Origin of the sequence: Noviherbaspirillum soli, assembly GCF_015352955.1 — a bacterium.
Taxonomy (GTDB): domain Bacteria; phylum Pseudomonadota; class Gammaproteobacteria; order Burkholderiales; family Burkholderiaceae_D; genus Noviherbaspirillum_A; species Noviherbaspirillum_A soli.
On the sequence record NZ_JACYOX010000093.1, the window covers coordinates 1 to 2,929 of the forward strand.

At 66.6% G+C, this 2,929-nt stretch carries 3 protein-coding genes; all 3 read right to left on the bottom strand.

What is annotated here, in order from left to right; translation table 11 throughout:
* Nucleotides 1–76 precede the first annotated feature (76 nt).
* On the bottom strand, nucleotides 77–1,531 hold the full coding sequence (locus IGW04_RS25445; RefSeq protein ID WP_194715884.1) for an NAD(P)(+) transhydrogenase (Re/Si-specific) subunit beta: 1,455 nt from the start codon (nucleotides 1,529–1,531) through the stop codon (nucleotides 77–79).
* Entirely contained in the window at nucleotides 1,528–1,872 is a 345-nt protein-coding gene (locus IGW04_RS25450) for an NAD(P) transhydrogenase subunit alpha (protein ID WP_194715885.1), read from the bottom strand. The genes IGW04_RS25445 and IGW04_RS25450 overlap by 4 nt, the downstream gene beginning before the upstream one ends.
* 13 nt (nucleotides 1,873–1,885) lie before the next feature.
* Nucleotides 1,886–2,929: NAD(P) transhydrogenase subunit alpha (locus IGW04_RS25455; protein ID WP_228527395.1), on the bottom strand; the 1,044-nt coding region annotated here is incomplete at its 5' end.

The following is a 2,929-nucleotide window of genomic DNA, read 5'->3' on the forward strand; positions in this document are numbered from 1 at the left end:
GAAGTCCCCCTGCAAACAAAAACGCCGGCCCGTTTTGCGGGCCGGCGTTCTCCTGCGTGAAGACCGAAGAGGGCTGTTACTCCACCGCCTTGACCATGTCCTCGATCACCTTCTTCGCATCGCCGAACACCATCATGGTCTTGTCCATGTAGAACAGCTCGTTGTCCAGGCCCGCATAACCCGCCGCCATCGAGCGCTTGTTCACGATCACCGTCTTGGCCTTGTACGCCTCCAGGATCGGCATGCCCGCGATCGGCGACTTCGGATCCTTCGCCGCCGGGTTCACCACGTCGTTTGCCCCCAGCACCAGCACCACGTCGGCCTGCCCGAATTCGCTGTTGATGTCCTCCATCTCGAACACCTGGTCGTACGGCACCTCGGCTTCGGCCAGCAGCACGTTCATGTGCCCCGGCATGCGGCCCGCCACCGGATGGATCGCATACTTCACCGTCACCCCCTTGTGGGTCAGCTTCTCGGTCAGCTCCTTCAGCGCATGCTGCGCCCGCGCCACCGCCAGGCCATAGCCCGGCACGATGATCACGGTCTCGGCATTGCCCATCAGGAAAGCCGCGTCATCCGCCGAGCCCGACTTCACGTTGCGCTGTGCCTGCGTGCCGCCGCCCGCCGCTGCCGCCTCGCCGCCGAAGCCGCCCAGGATCACGTTGAAGAACGACCGGTTCATCGCCTTGCACATGATGTAGGACAGGATCGCGCCGGAGGAACCCACCAGCGAGCCGGCAATGATCAGCATCGAGTTGTTCAGCGAGAAGCCGATGCCGGCCGCCGCCCAGCCGGAATAGCTGTTCAGCATCGACACCACCACCGGCATGTCCGCGCCGCCGATCGGGATGATGATCAAGACGCCCAGCACGAAGGCGATCGCCGTCATCAGGATGAAGGGCGTCCAGTCCTGCGTCATCGTGAACACGATGCCCAACCCGATCATCAGCACCGCCAGCACCAGGTTGACCATGTGCTGCCCCGGAAAGCTCACCGGCGCGCCCTGGAACAGCCGGAACTTGTACTTGCCCGCCAGCTTGCCGAACGCAATCACCGAGCCCGAGAAGGTGATGGCGCCCACGAAGGTGCCGATGAACAGCTCGATGCGGTTGCCGACCGGGATCGGCTGGTTGTGCGCCGAGATGCCGAAGGCCCACGGCTCGGAGACCGCCGCCACCGCGATGGCCACCGCCGCCAGGCCGATCAACGAGTGCATCGCCGCCACCAGTTCCGGCATCTTGGTCATCTCGACCCGCCTGGCCAGGGTCGCGCCGATCACGCCGCCGGCCACCACGCCCACCAGCACGCCCCACATGCCCAGCCCGGCGCCGGCCGCGGCTTCCTGCTGCAGCTTGATCATCAGCATGATGGTCGTGAGCGTGGCAATGGCCATGCCGGTCATGCCGAAGGTGTTGCCGCGGCGCGCCGTGGACGGATGCGACAGGCCCTTCAGGGCCTGGATGAAGCACACCGAGGCGACCAGGTACAGCATCGTCACCAGGTTCATCGATACGAAGGCCATGTTCATCATTTCGCGCCCTCCTTGGCCAGCGCCGGCGCGGCTTCGGCGTTCTTGACCGCCTTGGGCTCCTTCTTCCTGAACATCTCCAGCATGCGCTGGGTCACCAGGAAGCCGCCGAACACATTGACCGCGGCCAGCGCCACGGCCAGGACGCCCATGACCTGGCCGAGCCGGCCCTCGGTCAGGCCGGCCGCCAGCATGGCGCCGACGATGATGATGGCCGAGATCGCGTTGGTGACGGCCATGAGCGGCGTATGCAGCGCCGGGGTGACCGTCCAGACGACGTGGTAGCCGACGTAGATGGCCAGCACGAAGATGATGAGGTTGATGATGGTGTGACTGACTTCCATGATGTCTCCGACCTTATTGTTTGCGAAGGATGTCGCCGCCGTGGCACAGCAGCGTGGCAGCAACGATTTCGTCTTCCCGGTTGATGGCAAGGCCGGCGTCCTGGTCGACGATGAGCTTCAAAAAGTCCAGCACATTGCGCGCATACAGCGCCGAGGCGTCGGCCGCCACCAGCGTGGCGAGATTCGGTTCGCCGATGATGTGCACGCCGTACTTGGTCACGGTCTTGCCCAATTCCGACAGCGGGCAGTTGCCGCCCTGCTCGACGGCCATGTCGACGATCACCGAGCCGGGCTTCATCGCCTTGACGGTGTCCTCGCCGATCAGCACCGGGGCGCGGCGGCCGGGGATCAGGGCGGTGGTGATGATGATGTCGGCCTGTTTGGCGCGCTCGTGCACCAGCTCGGCCTGGCGGCGCATCCAGTCGGCCGGCATCGGGCGGGCATAGCCGCCCGCGCCCTGGGCGATCTCGCGCTCCTCGTCGGTGAGGAAGGGCACGTCGATGAACTTCGCGCCGAGCGACTCGACCTGTTCCTTGACGGGCGGGCGCACGTCGGAGGCTTCGATGACCGCGCCCAGGCGCTTGGCCGTGGCGATGGCCTGCAGGCCGGCCACGCCCACGCCCATGATGAGCACGCGGGCGGCCTTGACGGTGCCGGCGGCGGTCATGAGCATGGGCATGAAGCGCTGGTAGGTGTTGGCGGCGAGCATGACGGCCTTGTAGCCGGCGATGTTGGCCTGGGAAGACAGCACGTCCATGCTCTGGGCGCGGGTGATGCGGGGCGCGGCTTCGAGCGCGAAGGCGGACAGGCCGCGCTGGGCCATGACGGCGGTGTTCTCGGCGTCGAAGGGGTTCAACATGCCGATGACGACGGTGCCGGGGCGCAGCAGGCCGAGTTCCTCGGGGTTGGGGGCGCGCACCTTGAGCACCATGTCGGCGCCGAAGGCATCGGCCGCGCTGCCGATCTGCGCGCCGGCGGCGGCATAGGCCTCGTCGGTGACGCTGGAGCGCAGGCCGGCGCCGGCCTGCACCACCAGCTCGTGCTTGGCCGCCACCAG

Coding starts and splice junctions, on each gene's coding strand:
- IGW04_RS25445 (WP_194715884.1), bottom strand. CDS start 1,531: ATGATGAACATGGCCTTCGTATCGATGAACCTGGTGACGATGCTGTAC.
- IGW04_RS25450 (WP_194715885.1), bottom strand. CDS start 1,872: ATGGAAGTCAGTCACACCATCATCAACCTCATCATCTTCGTGCTGGCC.